We start from the raw sequence: 17,066 nt of genomic DNA, 5'->3' as shown, positions 1-17,066 counted from the left end.
TTAATAGTTTGTTTCTATAACAGTTGTTTTTGCATCGCCCCAAAGGCTTTCTATGTCGTAGTATTCACGAATATGTTTCTGGAATACGTGCACCACTACATTAACATAGTCCATTAAAACCCATTCGGCATTGTCGGTACCTTCAACATGCCAAGGTTTATCTTTGAGTTCTTTGCTAACTTTCTTTTGTATTGAGTTTACAATGGCGTTCACCTGAGTGTTAGAGGTTCCTTCGCAGATAATAAAATAGTCGCAAACCGTGTTTTCAATTTCACGCAGATCAAGAATATTAATCCCTTTTCCCTTTACATCTTCAATTCCATTAATTATTACTGCAATTAATTGGTCTGCATTGGTATTTTCTTTCGCCATTAATTTGATTTAAGTTTGTGCAAAGTTATTATTTTTTGGTTCTTTATTCTCTAAAAAAAACTTAAGTTTTCCCAATACGAATATAACCATTAATTATGCGTATAATCAAACTTGATGCCATCGATTCCACCAATACCTTTTTAAAACAGCTCAGTGCGGTCGAGAAGGTAGAAGACTATACTGTTGTAATGGCTAACTATCAAACACAGGGTAAAGGCCAAATGGGCGCAAAGTGGGAGTCTCAAAATGGTGAAAATCTTATGGTTAGTTTGTTTAAGGGGCTTGATTTTATGCCTGTAGAGCGTAGCTTTTATTTGAGTATGGCAACTGCATTGAGCATTTATAAAACATTAAAAAATTTAGGTTTACAGCATTTAAGTATAAAATGGCCGAACGACATTTTGGCAGATAACAAGAAAGTTTGTGGGGTACTAATAGAAAATGTCATTAAACACAACCAGTTAGCTGGCTCTGTGATTGGCATTGGTTTAAACCTTAATCAAACTAATTTCGAGGGTTTGCCCCAAGCGTCTTCTCTTAAGTTGTTGAGTGGTGTTAATTTTAATAGGGAAGAAGTGCTAGATAAACTCGTGACAAACATTAAGAAGTATTTTAAAGATTTGGAGGCTGGTGAATATGATAAGATAAAAAAGGAATACGAATCTGTGCTGTTTAGAAAAAACAAGCCTTCTACTTTTAAGGATGTAGAAGGCCGAATGTTTATGGGTATTATAAAGGGCGTTACTGAATATGGGAACCTTGAACTGCTTTTAGAAGATGACGTAGTTAATACCTATGAGCTCAAGGAAATCAAATTACTGTATTAAACCGCCTTAGGCATATTAACAGCTAATGTTTCAATAAATTTTGTGATGGGGCCTTTGATCATCATGGCCATCATAGGGTTAAAATCTCCACTAAAAAGAAGTTGAACCTCACTTTTATCTGCTTCAATTTCATTTATCAGTCCAGTAAGGGAAAAGTCGATTTTTCCACCTGCGGCACCTAAAACAATTTTGTTAGGGGCTATGGTTTCTTTCTTTTGAAGAGTGATTTCGGGCATCCCTTTAAGAGCAAACAAAAAAGTGTCGTCTCCAAGAATTTCAAATTTACTAATGTTTTCAGGCATTAATGTTTCGAAGTTTCTTACATCGCTTAAAAAGTTAAAAGTATCTTGTGCCGATTTGTCTATTGTTACTTTAGGAGATTCAAGATTCATAAATAAATAAGGTTTTAGGCGTTTACCTGCCATTCACTAGGGTTGGCATTCCAAAGTTTAAGGGTTTCTAATTCGTTTGGCGAAATATAGTTAGTCGCTACTGCCTGTTCTAGAAGATGCTCATAATTGCTAAGTGTATGCAAGTTTACATTAGCTTTTTTGAAGTTTTCCTTAGCAATATCAAAACCGTAAGAGAAAATTGCAATCATTCCTTTTACGTTTGCATTGGCTTCTTCCAAGGCTTTAACGGCATTAAGGCTGCTTTTTCCTGTACTAATTAGGTCTTCTACCACCACAACATTCTGACCTTTTTGCAGAAAACCTTCTATTTGGTTTTGGCGTCCGTGTTTTTTAGGTTCGGGTCTTACATAGACAAAAGGGACGCCCATATATTCAGCAACCAGCATACCTATGCCAATAGCACCAGTGGCAACTCCAGCAATAACATCTGGCTTTCCATAAATTTCCTCTATTTGTCTGGCCATGGTTTCCCGAATGTAGTTGCGAATAGGAGGGAACGATAAGATAATTCTATTGTCGCAGTAAATGGGTGACTTCCAACCCGATGCCCAGGTGAAAGGCGTCTGAGGGTTAAGTTTTATAGCATTAACCTGTAATAAAACTTCTGCGGTTTTTCTGGCTGTGTGTGTATTGAAAATCATAGTTGCAAAACTACGCATAAATTTAATCATAACGTAATTGAAAAATGTGATTGGAGCGAAAAAATGCCTTAATTTGCGATTCGGTAAAATTTAATATTTTTGCTAGTAATACAATTACTGTATGCATACCATTTTTGTAAATGATAAGCCAATTATTTTAACGGATAAAGTAGAAAAGGAAACCCACTTTAAGAACTACTTACTAGATACTGTTAACATAGGTAAGGTAATTAAGGCCTTAAACAAGACCAATATGCAAGAGGTTAGGCTTATCCATAAAAACAAGGAAAAACTTCTAAAGAAGTTTTTAAAGCTGCTTCCCAATGTTGTTGCAGGAGGCGGAAAGGTTTTAAATGCCGAAGGTGAAATTCTGTTTATATATAGAAATGACAAATGGGATCTTCCCAAAGGTAAAGCCGAATCTAAGGAAACTATAGAAGATACTGCTGTTCGTGAAGTTGAAGAGGAAACCGGAGTTGCGGGATTAAGAATCATTAAGCCTTTGGAGACCACCTACCACATCTTTAAGCGGAATGGTAAGCATAAAATAAAAATCACCTATTGGTTTGAGATGGTTACTGATTACAATGGTTTGCTTGAGCCTCAGGAAAATGAAGGGATAACAAAAGTAGCTTGGTTAGATTCTGAACAGACAGAAGAGGCTTTAAAGAACTCGTATGCCAACATAAAGCAATTAGTGTAGTCTTTTACCTATTTTCTTTCAATGCTTAATTTTTTAGTTTTCAGCTTTTTACTGCTGGCCAAGTTGCGTGTAAAGTGCCATGATTACTGCTAAAAGAGGTATTTAATGTTTTGGTAATATTATATTGTTGAAAAATAGCTTTTTGTTAAATTATTATTAAGGGTAGGTCTATGAACTGATTTTTAGTGTCGTAGGTCGAAATGGGGTTGTGGAAATGCATTTAATTAGTCTATTTTTGACTTTTCCTAATTTACGATTAATAGCATCATGGTTTACAGACTCCCGTTTGCCTCAATAACATTGATAGAGGATGACATAGCAGAAGTGGTAATTGACGAAGGCGTAGAACTAGCCATGGAAGAAGTAGAGGCTTACCATGAGTTTTTAACGACTTACCTTAAGGCTCCGTTTTCATTGTTAATCAACAAAAAGCATTCGTATTCTTATACTTTTGAAGCGCAGCAAAACATTTGCGATATAAAAGAAATTAGGGCTATGGCTGTTGTAGTTAATAATGTAGCCAGTGAGCTTGCTACTTTGACCTTGTCTAAAATAAACGAACACAAAGAATGGAATATGTTACTGTTCAATAACAAGGCTGATGCAAAGGACTGGTTGTATGGTGAACAGGGCTATTCATTAAAAGAGAAGACTTCTGCAATAGCCTTGCATTAAAATAAGAGGCGAAATACTTGTTAGGCTTTTATTTAACTGTAATTTTGCAGCCTCAAAAAAAACAAGTAGAATGACTGATTTTTTTAGGAAAGTTATCCCTAATCCCAAGGATGATACTTTGGCAGGGATAACCGTATCTTTAGCTATGATCCCAGAGGTTGTAGCTTTTGCTTTTGTTGCCCAGATTGATCCATTGGTAGCTTTAAGTGGTGCTTTTATTATTGGTTTGATAACTGCTGTTTTTGGCGGTCGTCCAGGGTTGATATCTGGAGCAGCTGGAGCTGTAGCTGTCATTTTTGTTAATTTAATAGCAGAGGGACATAAGCGTGGTATGCTGTTTGACAGTCCTATAGATAATATGGGCTACTTCTATCTATTAGCAGCTGTAATTTTAATGGGAATTATACAAGTAGCAGCAGGAGTATTTAAATTAGGGAAGTTTGTTAGGTTGATACCGCACTCTGTGATGATGGGGTTTGTGAATGGATTGGCCATTGTGATTTTTATAGCTCAAGTAAAAATGTTTACCCATAAGCAACTTCAGGTAAGTGCTGAAGGGGTTAAGGAATATATAAATATATGGATGCATGGTACAGAGCTTTACACTATGGTAGGTTTGGTGCTGTTAACCATGGGGATTATATGGTTGTTGCCCAAGCTCACTACAAAGATACCAGCATCGCTAACGGCTATTTTGGTAACGACGGGAGTGGTTGTTTTTGGGGGCTTAGATGTGAGTACTGTTGGTTCGTATATCATAGAAGGAGGGGGAAGTGGTTTAAAAGGGGAGTTCCCTACACCTAATATGGAGTTGTGGCAGAATCTGCCAATTAATTTGGAAACTTTAGAGTTTATATTACCGTATGCCTTTTTGGCGGCCTGTGTAGGATTGATTGAAACTTTAATGACCATGAACCTTGTTGATGAACTTACCGAAACCAGAGGTAATGGTAACAAGGAATGTATTGCCCAAGGAACAGGGAATATTATGAGTGGTTTATTTGGAGGTACAGGAGGTTGTGGTATGATTGGTCAGACAGTGATAAATATTAACGCTGGAGGTAGAGGGCGTTTGTCTGGAGTAATGATGGCCCTAACCCTTTTAACATTTATTTTATTTACAGATAAATATATAGAACAAGTGCCTATTGCAGCATTGGTAGGTGTGATGTTTATGATGGTAATAGAAACCTTCGCTTGGTCTAGTTTCAGAATTATACGAAAAATACCTATGGCAGATGCTTTTGTGTTGGTAATTGTGTCTGCTGTAACAGTGATATTTGATTTAGCGATTGCAGTGTTTGTAGGTGTAATTATTTCGGCGTTGGTATTCGCATGGGAAAATGCTAAGCGTATTCGTGCTAGAAAACGGATGAAGACTGATGGAACCAAAGTGTATGAGATATGGGGGCCTTTGTTCTTTGGATCGATTACTGCTTTTAACGAAAAGTTTGACATCAAGAACGATCCAGATAAAGTGGAGATTGATTTTGTGGAATCAAGGATTAGTGATCATTCAGCTCTAGAAGCTATTTTTAATTTGGTAAACAAATATGAAGAGGCAGGAAAGCAGATTCGTTTGAAGCACTTAAGTGAAGATTGTAAAGTATTGTTATATAAGGCCAGTCCGAAGTTTATGGAGGTTATAGTTGAGGATATCGATGATCCACGCTATCATTTAGCCGCTAATCCAGAGGAGTTTCCGAAGCCCTTATCTGAATACAAATTTTAATGTTTAATAAAAAGACCTGTTTTAGCAGGTCTTTTTTATTTTTAGGATGCCTATATTGCCTAAATCAAAGCTTTCAATTGTGTCTTAAGTTAATCTGGTTTTCCCGGGGAAAATAATAGTAATCCTTAAGGTTTTTCTCTTTTAGTTATCTTTAAGACTTAATACAACGGCATTCTTTCATGAGCAGTTGTTAGGTATTTAACAAAAGATGAATGAGTGCTTAAATCCAAAGAAATAAATATGAATAACTACATAGACGGCTTTGTTTTTCCCATTCCTCGAATTTATATAAACGAATACAAAAAGGTTGCAGAAAAAGTAGCTGAAATTTGGAAAGAGTATGGTGCTATTGCTTACTTCGAATTCGTTGGCGACGATTTATCTTTGGAAGGAACGAGATCTTTTGTTGAAGCCGTAGAAGCAAAAGAACATGACGAAATAGTATTTGGTTGGGTTGTTTTTCCTTCAAAAGAGATACGTGATTTAGCCAACAAGCAAGTTCCTGTAGATCCTAGAATGACAGAATTGATTGCGCCATTGATCAATCCTGAAAAAATGATTTTTGAAGTCAGTAGAATGGTTTATGGAGGATTCAAAAAACTTGTAGAATCCAACAAATAAGTGAGGAAATTAGGTTTAATCCTATACTCAAACCCAGTAAAGGATGTGCTAACCATTAATGCAAACACTGTTGATAATGAAAGTTATGCAATAGAGCTGTTATCGGTTTTGGGTCAACGACTAAACAAGAGAAAAGCTAAAGCCAATGAAAAGATGGAGGTAAACTTAGAAGGATATCCAACAGGAACATATCCAGTAAAACCTCGTTTTGATGAAGGGTCAGTAGTAACCAAAAAGGTTATTAAAAAGTAATGTTTTTATAAAAGGAAATCAAAAGTAATTCTACTTTTATTAGTAACTCAACTTAATGTCAAGAATCTTTTGTGCAGTTAAATTTTCACACTCTTAGGAACCAAAACACTATAGTCTCCATTGTTTCTAATAACGTCGCGAACAATACTAGAGCTGATATAAGAAGTCTTAGCTGCAGTTAAAAGGAAAACAGTTTCTATTTTGGATAATTTCCTATTTGTATGGGCGATAGCCTTTTCAAACTCAAAATCGGCTGGATTTCTCAAACCTCTAAGGATAAACTTGGCATCAATTTCCTTACAGAAATCTACGGTAAGTCCTTCATAAGTTACTACTTTTACCTTAGGCTGCTTTTTAAAGGCTTCTTCAATAAAACGAACACGTTCTTCTAAAGGAAACATATAGTTTTTATCGGCATTAACACCAATGGCGACAACCACTTCGTCAAAGAGCTTTACGCCGCGTTTAATTATGTCATAATGACCTAAGGTAATGGGGTCAAAAGACCCAGGGAAAATGGCTCGTTTCATCTAGTAAAATTACAGTTTTTCTTTTAAAGCCTCTTCAATGGCATTATCAAACAAAGCTTCAAGGTCTATACCATCGGCGGCAGCTTGTTGCGGCAATATACTTTCTTTGGTTAGCCCTGGAACGGTATTTATTTCCAATAAATGGGGGTCACCATCCTTAAAAATGTATTCACTTCGGCTAAAGCCTGTCATTTTCAATACTTCATATACTTTCTTGGCTACAGTTCTTACTCTCTCTCTCATTTCCTCACTAATTCGTGCGGGAGTAATTTCCTGTGACTGGCCTAGATATTTAGCCTCGTAATCAAAAAAGTCATTTTCGCTAACAATTTCTGTAACAGGTAATACACGCACTTGCCCTTTATAAGTAATTACCCCAACAGAAACCTCGGTACCATCTAAAAACGATTCAATGATGATTTCATCATCTTCCTTAAAGGCGATGTCTATTGCTTTTTGTAATTGTTCCTTCTTGTAAACTTTGGTAACACCAAAACTGCTACCTGCTTTATTGGCCTTAACAAAGCAAGGTAGTCCCACGGTTTTAATTATTTCTTCTTCGTGAATAGTGTCACCTAAATTTAGATAATATGATTCTGCTGTTTTGATGCCATAGGGTTTAAGTACACTTAAGCAATCACGTTTATTAAAGGTAAGGGCAGCTTGGTACATACCGCAGCTGGTTTGTGGGATATTAAGAAGGTTGAAATAAGCTTGCATATAACCATCTTCGCCAGGTGTGCCGTGAATAGCATTAAATACACAATCAAATATGATTTTGCGCCCGTTTACAAAAACCGAAAAATCATTTCTGTCTACAGGGAATTCTTTGTTGTTCTCATCAACATACATCCATTTATTTTCAAAGATATGTATGCGATAAGGGCTGTATTTAGAGAGGCTAAGATTCTGGTAAACAATGTTACCACTTTTAAGGGAGATTTCGTATTCGCTGGAATAGCCTCCCATAATTATTGCAATATTTTTCTTCATAAATCCAGGTAAACGATTGGAAAAATCGTCAGGCTAAATTATCACTAATAAATCAAAAGTAAAAACAGTTCTGTTTTTATATATTTGCTGTTCAAATCTAATATCATGAACCTAATGAAATTCCTGACAAGCAAAGTGTTTTTCAAGCAGTTGCTATTGGCTGTTGTAGCCATAGTTGTATTGTGTTTTTTAATGTTGAAATGGTTAGATAGTACCACAAATCATGGTGAGTTTGAAGTGGTACCAGACCTTTCTGGAAAGTCTATTGAAGTAGCACAAATCGAGTTGGAAAATAATCATTTGGTCATGCAGATTCAGGATTCAGCTAATTATAATCCTGATTATCCAAGGTTTTCTGTTATTGAGCAGGAACCGGTAGCTGGAAGTAAAGTTAAGGAGGACAGAAAAATATATATTACTTTAAATCCATCAGGGTATAGAAAGATAAATGTACCTGATTTAACCGAACGCACTTTAAGACAGGCACAGCCAACTTTGGAAGCCCTTGGTTTTAAGTTAGGAAAGCTGATTTATGTGGATAATATTGGGAAAGATATGGTATTGGAAATGAAATTTGAAGGAGAACATTTAGAACCTGGAACAGCTTTATCAAAAACCTCTAAGATTGATTTGGTGTTGGGGAATGGTAATCGCCCAGGGGAAACGGATAATGATAATGTTAATGAAACTGGGAGAGGACAAGAAGACCAATAGAAATGAGCGAAGAGCAGGTATTAGATAACGATAACAATAACGAGGACGAATTATACGAACATTATTCGTTTAAGGCTGATAAAGGTCAGCAGCCATTACGTGTAGATAAATATTTAATGAATTTCATTGAAAATGCTACGCGTAATAAAATTCAGCAAGCAGCTAAAGATGGAAACATCTATGTTAACGATGTTGCTGTAAAATCAAACTACAAAGTAAAGGCTAACGATGTTATACGTGTGTTGTTTACGCATCCGCCGTACGAAAATTTATTGGTAGGAGAGGATATCCCTATCGATATTGTTTACGAAGACGATGAGGTTTTGGTGGTAAATAAGCCAGCAGGAATGGTGGTGCATCCAGGACATGGGAATTATTCAGGAACTCTTATTAATGCCTTGATTTATCATTTTGATAACCTGCCAAATAATTCAAGTAACCGCCCTGGATTAGTACACCGTATAGATAAGGATACAAGTGGGCTTTTGGTAATAGCCAAGACTGAAGATGCCATGAACCATCTTACCAAACAATTTTTCCTTAAAACCAGCGAGCGCGAGTATCTGGCCTTGGTTTGGGGGAATATTGAAGAAGATGAAGGCACAGTAGAAGGAAACATAGGGCGTCACCCTAAAAACCGACTTCAGAACACTGTTTTTTTAGAGGATGATGCAGATAAAGGAAAACCGGCTGTAACCCACTATAAAGTATTGGAGCGATTGGGGTATGTTACTTTAGTATCGTGCAGATTAGAAACTGGTCGTACGCACCAGATTCGTGTACATATGAAACACATAGGTCATACGCTGTTTAACGATGAACGTTATGGTGGTGAAAAAATCCTGAAAGGAACAACTTTTACCAAGTACAAGCAGTTTGTAGAAAACTGTTTTAAAGTGTTGCCAAGGCAGGCACTTCATGCAAGAACCCTTGGATTTGAGCACCCTAAAACAGGTGAGTTTATGCGTTTTTCTACCGAGATTCCTGAAGATATGGAGCAGTGTATCGAAAAGTGGCGCAACTATGTCAAGCACCAAGATCTATAGTATCCAATAGACTAATCCGTTAAATTTTAGCTTTTCAGATCCCTTTCCTTTATTTTTATGGGAAAGATTAAGGAAATGAAAGTTGATGAGGTAATCCTATATAGTAATGCTATAAACGAGCAAAAGCAATTTTACCATGCTGTGCTGGGATTGGAATTACTTATAGATGAGGAGTCTCAGGTGGCCTTCAAAATAGGACGCAGTATACTTCGGTTTATATACAGAAAATGTTTTTACCCATCTCATGTTGCGTTCAATATTCCGTTTGCTGCGGTAGAAGAAGCCAAATCTTGGTTAGAACAACGCGTTTTCATTCTGAAGTTTGAAGGAAAGCCCATTTCTGAATTTGTCAACTGGAAAGCACGAGCCATTTATTTTCACGATCACGATAAAAATATTATTGAGTTTATAGGTAGGAAGCGTATCAAGGCAGAATACAAACCACCATTTATTATTTCAGATTTACTTTCCATAAGTGAAGTCGCTTTGGCGTCGGAAAATATCGAAACAAGTTACAGAACTTTAAACGCCATGAAACCGTTGCCTCTTTTTTTTGGAGATTTTAATAGTTTTTGTGCAGCTGGTGACGATGAAGGCTTGTTTATTTTAGTCGATAAAAATCGAAAACTTTGGTATCCAACAATGACTCCTGTGTATAAAGCCGATTTTGGGGTAAGGGGTGATTACAACTTCAATTATGAGGCTGGTAAAATAAAAGAATTATTGTAGTTTAGTTCCTTGAATGTTCAAAATCAAAAGCAACAGATGAAATTAGTACTATCACCTGCAAAATCATTGGATCTTGAAAGTGAAATTCCAACACCATTAGCTACAGAAGCTTGCTTTTTAAAAGAAGCCGAACGTCTTAACAAGTTACTCAAAAAGAAGTCGGCAAAGAGTTTATCTAAACTCATGAGCATTTCCGATGCTTTAGGTCAGCTCAATTACGAGCGTAACGAAGAATGGCAGTTACCATTTACAAAAGACAATTCAAGACAAGCAGTTTATGCGTTTAGTGGAGATGTTTACCGCGGGTTGGATGTGTATACGCTCCCAGAAGATAAAATTGATAAAATGCAGGATACGGTTCGTATAATATCTGGACTGTATGGTATTTTAAAACCATTGGATCTTATACAGCCATATCGATTGGAAATGGGTACAAAGTTTCCTGTTGGGAAAAACAAAAACCTTTACGAATTTTGGAAAAAGAACATTGCTAAAGTTATCAATGACGAGCTAGAAGAAGATGAGGTTTTCCTTAACTTGGCAAGTAACGAGTACTTTAAGGCTATAGACAAAAAGGCACTGAAGGTCCCAGTAATTACAGCTACGTTTAAAGATTTCAAAAATGGGGAATATAAAACTATTATGACCTATGCTAAGCTAGCAAGAGGGTATATGGCTCGTTACGTTATAGATACTGATGCAAACACCATGGATGACTTAAAAGGGTTTAATTACGAAGGGTATGGGTATAGTGAAGAAATGTCTTCAGATAGCGAACTGGTATTTATCCGATAAATTAGTTTATACCTTTTCTTTTTGGTCGACACTAATTTTGTCCTCGACTTTAGGGCGTTTTTTTATTCTTGGACGACGTACACCATAAGTGCCACGATTTATTTTGCCGCGTTTTGTTTTTTTATCTCCTTTTCCCATAAATGATTTTATTTAGATGATAATAAAATAATAATTTCAAAGAATATATCAAAATACAGATGTTTGTACATCAGCACCCTTACGAGCCTTTTATTCCTGAAAATGCCACCAAACTTATTGTTGGTACATTACCGCCACCAAGGTTTTCGTTGGGAGAGTTTAAATCTGGTGATGTTGATTTCTGCTATGGCAGTAATGATGGACTTCTTTGGCCCGTGCTGGATGATATATTTGAATTGAAACTGATTTACGAGACTACCCAAGAAGCGATTGATCAACGAAAACAATTTCTTGAGTCAAGAGGGATAGGGATTTGTGATATCGTACAAAGTTGTGTTCGTGAGAAAATTGATGCTTCCGATTTGGGGATGAAACAAGTTGTGCTTAGAAACCTTTTAGCTTACCTTAAGAAGCATCCCAATATTGAGACACTTATTTTCACTGGAGGAAACAGTAAGAATGGACCAGAATATTTTTTCAGAAAACATATTAAGGATTACGGAATTAGATTGAAACTAATCACAGATGTTATTCCTCGTGAACATGAGTTTATCCTTAATGATACTTTCCCTAATGCCATAAATAGAATCATAAAAACTGTTTCTCTTACAGCACCATCTGGATCGGCAAACCGAGCTATTGGGAGTATGCGGCTCTATAAGCAATTAAAACAGCAAGGTAAAAGTTTCAATACCTTTAAATTTAGGGTAATGCAATATGCACCTTATTTTTGAATATAGTATCAATGAACCTGTTTGCTTCTTAAGGCTTCAATATCCAATCCCTTCCCAAAGTTGTAGAAAGCAGACATGGCTTCTTTCATACTTATTTTAAAATACTGACATTTTTCTCTAGTAAAATAACGGATTTCACCGGTATCAATTTTAGGTGCATCGGGGAAGTAAATGGTAAGGAAAGTTTTGGTTTCTTCGGTAATGAATGCAATACTGTAACAGCCATCATCTTCAAAAACTATGGCCTGCCAAAAATCATGCACTACTTCGTGCTTATCACCAATCAATCGGAATTTTAGCATTTGCAAAGAAGGAAAATGAAGAAACAATTTTTCTTCAAAACTGTTGCTCCATTTTCTAACAAACCCTTTTTCGATTAGAAGACCACTAACCAAACAGATTAGAAGGAGAGTAAGTAAGCAGACTATAGTTACTGCTGCTGTTCCAAATACACTTTGCAGATTGAAAGTTTTGGAGATAAAGTGCCCTAAAGGCGCTAAAAATTTAATGGTTTTAGCAACAACGATTATTATAATAAAAACGGGAAGGATAAAAAACAATCCTCCAACAATAAGGGCGCGAGAAGATTTTTTAAGAATAGGCATAGGCTATATTATTTTAATTCAATTCAAGGGTTAATTCCTTAGCTAATTGATCGTTATAAATCCCATCCGAAAGTGGTTTGTAGTACATAATCTGAAGCCGACCCACCTTCAATGGGTTTGCTGTCATAGTTATAAGTAAGACCAAGCTTTATGAAAAAGTCTTCAAAAATGTCATATTTCAAGTCTAATGTGTAATCCAGACGAACACGATCGCTTTCGGTTAAACTAGGATAAACCGCTACATTTGTCAGTACACTAATGTCGTCGAAATTGAACATCTGAAGCTCTAGCCCCCCATAAGCTTCCAAAGAGTTTCTGCTGCTTTCTTCGGAATCGTAAAACTGTTCATTGTTCCAGGCCAAACCGGCACCACCACCAAAGTATAGTTTGTTGTTATGGATAAAGTATTTTCCTAAGCCACCACTTATTGCTGTTCTTAGTTTAAGTTTTTGTTCTTCGTTAGAAAGGAAGTTGGCTTGTAGTTGAGCGTACCAATCCCGTTCCATAAAGTACTTTGCCCCAACATTACCGTCTGTACGTTGTGTTTCTTCAGTGTTGTCTTGATTACTTCTTACCGAATTATATCCCCCGGAAAAATACCATCTGTTTGCTGTGTATCCTAAACTGCTTCGTACAGTAAACTGCTTAAGATTGTCACTTTTAGCAATGTTAAAGCCCACTGAGAAAGAAGCGTCTAAGCGGGATAGAAAACTTTTTTTTATGGCCTTTATATAAACAATGTCTTCTATTGGAGCGACAATAACTTTACCAGCTTCGTTTAATGTGATTTTTGCGCTGTCTTTGGGTTTGGTAACAAGGTTGCTATTTATTCTATCCCCATTAGTAAGTGTTATTAAGAATGTTTGTTTACTGTTTACAGAAACAATTTCTAACCATTTTACCTGAAAGTCTGAATCGCTGTAATCGGTTTCGATATCTAAAACTCCATTTTCCATGTTTTTTATTTCACCTATTAACTGGTTGCCATTTTTTAAAACCAAGGTGTCGTTTTGGGCAAGACCATTTATTAGGGAAGCAGTAAATAAAAGAAAGGTAAGGGCCAAGTTTTTTAGTTGTTGAAAGAGATATGCTCTCATAAATCCTAGGTTTATTAAGTTTCAAGCCAGTTTTTTAAAATAAGTTTTCCATTTGGTGTAAGTACAGATTCAGGATGGTATTGTACTCCTTTAACATCGTAGGTTTTATGGCGAAGAGACATGAGTTGTCCGTTTGTGTCGAATGAAGTAGCCTCTAAACTTTCCGGTAGCTTTGCGTCTATAACCCAAGAGTGGTAGCGGCCTACTTTAAAACTGGTATTGCACCCGTTGAATAGTGTGTCCTTGATTCCAGATAAAGTAACATCAGTGGAAACACCATGATAAACGGTATCGAGATTGATTATGTTTCCGCCAAAAACTTCACCTATAGCTTGCATACCAAGACAAATACCGAGAATACTTTTCGAGGAAGCATAGGTTTCAATAATAGGTTTGAGTAAACCAGCTTCGTCGGGAATGCCTGGGCCGGGCGAAAGAAGTATTTTGTTGTAATCGGCAACTTCTTCTAAGGTAAGTTCATCATTACGTTTTACAGTTACAATAGCTCCCAGATCTTCAAGGTAGTGTACTAGGTTGTAAGTGAAACTGTCGTAATTATCTATTACCAATACGCTTTTCATACTTCTTAGGGTAAGAGGCTTTAAATGTGATACCATTGGGTCTTACTTAATTAAAAATACGTTCAAAAAAACTAAAAACCAAAGTGTTAGGGTTCAAGTGTGTAAAAATTTCTGTGCAAAGAATGAGAATCTCATTCCTAACACATAATTGCCTGTGCAAAGCAAATGAAAAAGCGCATTAGATTAAAGAGAAAGTGAGAGGATTGTTTTTTGTAGAGTTTTAACTGATAGAAAATATGCTTAAATTACAATAAGCCAAATCTCACATTTATTGTTCAATTGATTAATACCATCCGAATGAATCCCTTTTTTCAGTATATCGTGATGCAGCTCGTTAAAAAGCAGCTTAAGGACAAGGAAGATAAAGCTGCTCGAAAACAGTTTGATAGAGAGGTTAAAGACAAATCGGTTGAATTATCGCATTGGTTTCACGATACATTTTTTATGTTGGTAGGAGTGCTATCTGCTACTTTTGGTCTTAAAGGGTTTCTGTTGCCAAATGCATTTATAGATGGTGGGGTAACGGGAATTTCATTGATAGTAGCCGAATTGACAAATATCCCTTTGTCTATCTACTTAGTACTAATTAATATTCCATTTATGATTTTAGGATTTTCTACAATTGGTAGGAGATTTGCTCTCAAGAGTATAGGAGCGGTTGTGTTGCTGGCCATTGCAGTACAGTTAATCCCGTTTACATCTGTTACGGATGATAAACTATTAATAGCTGTTTTTGGAGGTTTCTTTTTAGGGCTTGGTATAGGATTGGCTATTAGAGGAGGAGCTGTTATAGATGGAACCGAAGTGTTGGCCATTTTCATGAGTAGAAAGACAGCTTTAACTATAGGGGATGTCATTTTAATATTTAATGTGATGATCTTCTCGGTAGCGGCTTACGTGTTTTCTGTGGAAATAGCTCTTTACGCCATACTCACTTATTTGGCGGCGGCCAAAACAGTAGATTTTGTAGTTGCAGGGGTTGAAGAATATGTTGGTGTTACAATTATCTCTGAGCACCATGAGAAAATTCGTTTGGCTATAATTGAAAAATTAGGGCGTGGTTGTACGGTATATTCAGGAAAGAGGGGATTTGCAAAACGAGGGGAGTCGCTTAAGGAAACAGATATTGTTTATACGCTTCTTACCAGACTGGAACTGGCAAGGTTGCAAACAGAAATAGATAAAATTGATAAAGGGGCTTTTATCGTAATGCATAGTATTAAAGATGCAAAAGGAGGGATGATTAAGAAACGGCCACTAAAATAATTTTTTGTGTTTCTTATTGATTATTATTTATTGTTTAAGTGAAAAAGCTAGCTTTGAAATATACAAATCAACTCATTAAATATAACTTATGACAACTGTAAACGTATATCTTACTTTCGATGGAGACTGCAAACAGGCTTTTGACTTTTATAAATCAGTGTTTGGTGGAGAGTACCCTTATGTAGGAACATTTGGAGAAATGCCGCCTCAAGAAGGAATTCCTCCAGTTCCGGATAATATGAAAGATCGCATAATGCATATCACTTTGCCAATTGGCGATGGTACCGTGATTATGGGAAGCGATACCGGAGGAGAGTGGGGTAAAAACTTTTCTAAGGGAAATAATTTTTCTATTTCTGTTAATACTGATAGTATTGAAGAAGCAAAGCGTATTTATAATGGTTTATCAGCAGGAGGGAAACTAACTATGCCTATGGATAAAACGTTTTGGGGGGCATACTTTGGGATGCTTCAAGATAAGTTTGGAATTAATTGGATGGTAAATTGCGAATTGGCTGAACACAAACAGTTCGAGGAAGAACATAAAAAATAATTGAACGAGATTTTATGAAGAGTACTGAACGCCTCTAGGGGCGTTTTTATTTTTTTTAAGAGTGTAATGTTTTGTTAGCTAGGGTTTTGTTTGGAATGTTCTAAGTTCAATTTTTATCTTTATAAGATAATTAGACCTCTTAACATTAAAACTTTAAAGATGGGAAATTTAATAGACAATGCTTGGTTGGTTAATATCCTTTCTGGACTTACGGTGTCGTTGATTCTTTTCATTACAGGATATTTTATAGGTAAACGTAGAGAGAAGCGTAAGCAAAAAGGAAGAAAACTAGAAGAATATGAATTTTATCCCTACAAGGTAGACGAACACGGGTTTCCTGTTTTTGATTTGGAAAAGTTCATGCTCGGCGTCAATTATTTTATTAAAAATTACGATTACTATGCAGCTAGGCAACTCATTATCATTGGCGAGCAGAACAATGTTATGTTTGTTTTAAATCCAGATCAAAAATCAAAATATACTTACTTTTTTAAAAAATATAAAGGAGATGATGTAATGGATGAAAACAATGAGTTTTTGGAAAATTACAAGAATATAGTGAAACACTTCGGAAAAACTTTCAGAAACTTAGGTGTTGAGATATTGCTCCATAATTTAGTAAACCCATCAAAATCTTTGACATGTTTGGAAAACCCCATTACAGGGAGAAACGTTGGAGATGGAGCAACAGCTTTAGTACTGGATCTTAAGAAACGTAAAATATTGAATCAGGATAAAATCAATTACGAATTAAATATTGGTTCAAGAAAGTTTAAATGTACAACAGTGCCTATTTTTAGAAAGGGTTATGGTTTGGTAGGAGCTATTTGTATTAATATTGATGTTAACTATATCTCCGATGAAGTTTTGAAGTCTAAGGAAAAGCTTGAATACTTCTTTAAGGAGTATTGCCGAACGGAAATGAATTTAGATGAAAACATATTGAGTAAGTTTGAGTACGATTTAGCTCTTCAGGGGAAAAGGCATTGGGAGATGAAAATGTAATTAAGTTGATCTTATAAAAAGAAAAAACTACCATTGAAAAATGG

Annotated in this window: 23 protein-coding genes; 14 read left to right on the top strand and 9 right to left on the bottom strand. The window is 36.1% G+C overall.

Features of this window, described 5'->3' with window-relative positions; all coding sequences use genetic code 11:
* Positions 1-372 carry a ribosome silencing factor gene (gene rsfS, locus PWU04_RS10595; RefSeq protein WP_274476074.1) on the bottom strand — a complete coding sequence of 124 codons (372 nt, stop codon included), beginning with the start codon at positions 370-372 and terminating at the stop codon, positions 1-3.
* Between the two features lie 95 nt (positions 373-467).
* Between rsfS and PWU04_RS10590 the strand changes: the two genes are divergently transcribed.
* Positions 468-1,199 carry a biotin--[acetyl-CoA-carboxylase] ligase gene (locus PWU04_RS10590; RefSeq protein WP_274476073.1) on the top strand — a complete coding sequence of 244 codons (732 nt, stop codon included), beginning with the start codon at positions 468-470 and terminating at the stop codon, positions 1,197-1,199.
* Here PWU04_RS10590 and PWU04_RS10585 read toward each other — a convergent pair.
* Together PWU04_RS10585 and pyrE are read right to left on the bottom strand one after the other, a co-directional pair.
* The gene (locus tag PWU04_RS10585) at positions 1,196-1,591 is read right to left on the bottom strand and encodes an SRPBCC family protein (protein ID WP_274476072.1); all 396 of its coding nucleotides are present in this window, start codon (positions 1,589-1,591) and stop codon (positions 1,196-1,198) included. The genes PWU04_RS10590 and PWU04_RS10585 overlap by 4 nt on opposite strands.
* A 14-nt stretch (positions 1,592-1,605) precedes the next feature.
* On the bottom strand, positions 1,606-2,253 hold the full coding sequence (gene pyrE / locus PWU04_RS10580) for an orotate phosphoribosyltransferase (protein ID WP_274476122.1): 648 nt from the start codon (positions 2,251-2,253) through the stop codon (positions 1,606-1,608).
* Positions 2,254-2,374: 121 nt separating this feature from the next.
* Here pyrE and PWU04_RS10575 point away from each other — a divergent pair, with 121 nt between their 5' ends.
* The 5 genes from PWU04_RS10575 to PWU04_RS10555 all read left to right on the top strand — a co-directional run bounded on the left by PWU04_RS10575 (position 2,375) and on the right by PWU04_RS10555 (position 6,236).
* Positions 2,375-2,956, top strand: a complete 582-nt coding sequence (locus PWU04_RS10575; RefSeq protein ID WP_274476071.1) for an NUDIX hydrolase — start codon at positions 2,375-2,377, stop codon at positions 2,954-2,956.
* A 267-nt stretch (positions 2,957-3,223) separates the two neighbouring features.
* Positions 3,224-3,631 (top strand): hypothetical protein, encoded by a 408-nt coding sequence (locus PWU04_RS10570; RefSeq protein ID WP_274476070.1) that lies wholly within the window; start codon positions 3,224-3,226, stop codon positions 3,629-3,631.
* A gap of 70 nt (positions 3,632-3,701) precedes the next feature.
* On the top strand, positions 3,702-5,363 hold the full coding sequence (locus tag PWU04_RS10565) for a SulP family inorganic anion transporter (protein ID WP_274476069.1): 1,662 nt from the start codon (positions 3,702-3,704) through the stop codon (positions 5,361-5,363).
* 240 nt (positions 5,364-5,603) lie between these two features.
* A complete protein-coding gene (locus tag PWU04_RS10560; RefSeq protein ID WP_274476068.1) occupies positions 5,604-5,984 on the top strand; it encodes a DUF1428 domain-containing protein in 381 nt (126 codons plus the stop codon).
* Complete coding sequence (locus tag PWU04_RS10555; protein ID WP_274476067.1) at positions 5,985-6,236, top strand: T9SS type A sorting domain-containing protein; 252 nt, start codon at positions 5,985-5,987, stop codon at positions 6,234-6,236.
* Positions 6,237-6,313: 77 nt separating this feature from the next.
* Here the strand turns inward: PWU04_RS10555 and coaD are convergent, their stop codons facing one another.
* Together coaD and PWU04_RS10545 are read right to left on the bottom strand one after the other, a co-directional pair.
* A complete protein-coding gene (gene coaD / locus PWU04_RS10550) occupies positions 6,314-6,766 on the bottom strand; it encodes a pantetheine-phosphate adenylyltransferase (RefSeq protein ID WP_274476066.1) in 453 nt (150 codons plus the stop codon).
* 9 nt (positions 6,767-6,775) lie between these two features.
* The gene (locus PWU04_RS10545; protein WP_274476065.1) at positions 6,776-7,759 is read right to left on the bottom strand and encodes a D-alanine--D-alanine ligase; all 984 of its coding nucleotides are present in this window, start codon (positions 7,757-7,759) and stop codon (positions 6,776-6,778) included.
* Between the two features lie 105 nt (positions 7,760-7,864).
* Here PWU04_RS10545 and PWU04_RS10540 point away from each other — a divergent pair, with 105 nt between their 5' ends.
* The 4 genes from PWU04_RS10540 to yaaA are packed head-to-tail and all read left to right on the top strand — an operon-like array spanning position 7,865 to position 11,043.
* A complete protein-coding gene (locus PWU04_RS10540; protein WP_274476064.1) occupies positions 7,865-8,473 on the top strand; it encodes a PASTA domain-containing protein in 609 nt (202 codons plus the stop codon).
* 2 nt (positions 8,474-8,475) lie between these two features.
* A complete protein-coding gene (locus PWU04_RS10535; RefSeq protein ID WP_274476063.1) occupies positions 8,476-9,519 on the top strand; it encodes an RluA family pseudouridine synthase in 1,044 nt (347 codons plus the stop codon).
* Between the two features lie 57 nt (positions 9,520-9,576).
* Positions 9,577-10,248 carry a VOC family protein gene (locus PWU04_RS10530; protein WP_274476062.1) on the top strand — a complete coding sequence of 224 codons (672 nt, stop codon included), beginning with the start codon at positions 9,577-9,579 and terminating at the stop codon, positions 10,246-10,248.
* A 36-nt stretch (positions 10,249-10,284) separates the two neighbouring features.
* Positions 10,285-11,043, top strand: coding sequence for a peroxide stress protein YaaA (gene yaaA, locus PWU04_RS10525; protein WP_274476061.1), 759 nt, complete (start codon positions 10,285-10,287; stop codon positions 11,041-11,043).
* 6 nt (positions 11,044-11,049) lie between these two features.
* Here the strand turns inward: yaaA and PWU04_RS10520 are convergent, their stop codons facing one another.
* Entirely contained in the window at positions 11,050-11,181 is a 132-nt protein-coding gene (locus PWU04_RS10520) for a 30S ribosomal protein THX (RefSeq protein WP_274476060.1), read from the bottom strand.
* A gap of 59 nt (positions 11,182-11,240) precedes the next feature.
* Here PWU04_RS10520 and PWU04_RS10515 point away from each other — a divergent pair, with 59 nt between their 5' ends.
* Complete coding sequence (locus tag PWU04_RS10515; RefSeq protein WP_274476059.1) at positions 11,241-11,915, top strand: uracil-DNA glycosylase family protein; 675 nt, start codon at positions 11,241-11,243, stop codon at positions 11,913-11,915.
* An 8-nt stretch (positions 11,916-11,923) separates the two neighbouring features.
* Here PWU04_RS10515 and PWU04_RS10510 read toward each other — a convergent pair whose 3' ends face one another.
* The 3 genes from PWU04_RS10510 to PWU04_RS10500 are packed head-to-tail and all read right to left on the bottom strand — an operon-like array spanning position 11,924 to position 14,198.
* Entirely contained in the window at positions 11,924-12,520 is a 597-nt protein-coding gene (locus PWU04_RS10510; RefSeq protein WP_274476058.1) for a DUF502 domain-containing protein, read from the bottom strand.
* Between the two features lie 53 nt (positions 12,521-12,573).
* Complete coding sequence (locus PWU04_RS10505; RefSeq protein ID WP_274476057.1) at positions 12,574-13,617, bottom strand: DUF481 domain-containing protein; 1,044 nt, start codon at positions 13,615-13,617, stop codon at positions 12,574-12,576.
* Positions 13,618-13,631: 14 nt separating this feature from the next.
* Positions 13,632-14,198 carry an anthranilate synthase component II gene (locus PWU04_RS10500; protein WP_274476056.1) on the bottom strand — a complete coding sequence of 189 codons (567 nt, stop codon included), beginning with the start codon at positions 14,196-14,198 and terminating at the stop codon, positions 13,632-13,634.
* Between the two features lie 297 nt (positions 14,199-14,495).
* Between PWU04_RS10500 and PWU04_RS10495 the strand changes: the two genes are divergently transcribed.
* The 3 genes from PWU04_RS10495 to PWU04_RS10485 all read left to right on the top strand — a co-directional run bounded on the left by PWU04_RS10495 (position 14,496) and on the right by PWU04_RS10485 (position 17,022).
* A complete protein-coding gene (locus PWU04_RS10495) occupies positions 14,496-15,464 on the top strand; it encodes a YitT family protein (protein WP_274476055.1) in 969 nt (322 codons plus the stop codon).
* 88 nt (positions 15,465-15,552) lie between these two features.
* Positions 15,553-16,017, top strand: coding sequence for a VOC family protein (locus PWU04_RS10490; RefSeq protein ID WP_274476054.1), 465 nt, complete (start codon positions 15,553-15,555; stop codon positions 16,015-16,017).
* A gap of 159 nt (positions 16,018-16,176) precedes the next feature.
* Positions 16,177-17,022 carry a PAS domain-containing protein gene (locus PWU04_RS10485; RefSeq protein ID WP_274476053.1) on the top strand — a complete coding sequence of 282 codons (846 nt, stop codon included), beginning with the start codon at positions 16,177-16,179 and terminating at the stop codon, positions 17,020-17,022.
* Positions 17,023-17,066: the final 44 nt, after the last annotated feature.

Source organism: Mangrovimonas aestuarii (assembly GCF_028767185.1).
Lineage (GTDB): Bacteria > Bacteroidota > Bacteroidia > Flavobacteriales > Flavobacteriaceae > Mangrovimonas_B > Mangrovimonas_B aestuarii.
The sequence above is the reverse complement of the archived record's forward strand: the minus strand, read 5'-3'. Positions and strand labels throughout refer to the sequence as shown.